Here is a 409-nt window from a genome sequence, read left to right on the forward strand (position 1 = left end):
AAGCCGCAACATCACCCCGCTGCACCACCTGCCAAAACTCCGCATCAAACCCACCATCCACACCCCCCACCGACACATCCCGCACCACCGGCCAGAACCGCTGACGCTGGAATGGGTAAGTGGGCAAGGCAACCGTGTGGGTCGGGCCGGTGCCCAGCGCCGGGGTCCAGTCAATGGCGACACCGGCGACGTGCAGGGCGGCCATCGAACGCAACCACCGATCCCGCCCACCGTCGTCACGACGCAGAGTGCCGGCCACCACCAGATCCTCACCAGCCTGCTCCACCGCCATCGCCAACACCGGATGCGGACTGACCTCCACGAACGTCCGGTGACCGGCCTCGGTCAACGTGCGGATCACCTCGCCGAACCGGACCGTGTGCCGCAAGTTGCGATACCAGTAGCCACC

Annotated in this window: 1 protein-coding gene; it reads right to left on the reverse strand. The window is 66.7% G+C overall.

The genetic code is table 11. The features are described from left to right. On the reverse strand, nt 1–409 hold a 409-nt coding region (locus ACLQ2W_RS33900; protein ID WP_425791982.1), incomplete at both ends, for an acyltransferase domain-containing protein.

It is taken from the genome of Micromonospora sp. DT227, assembly GCF_049841835.1.
GTDB lineage: Bacteria > Actinomycetota > Actinomycetes > Mycobacteriales > Micromonosporaceae > Micromonospora.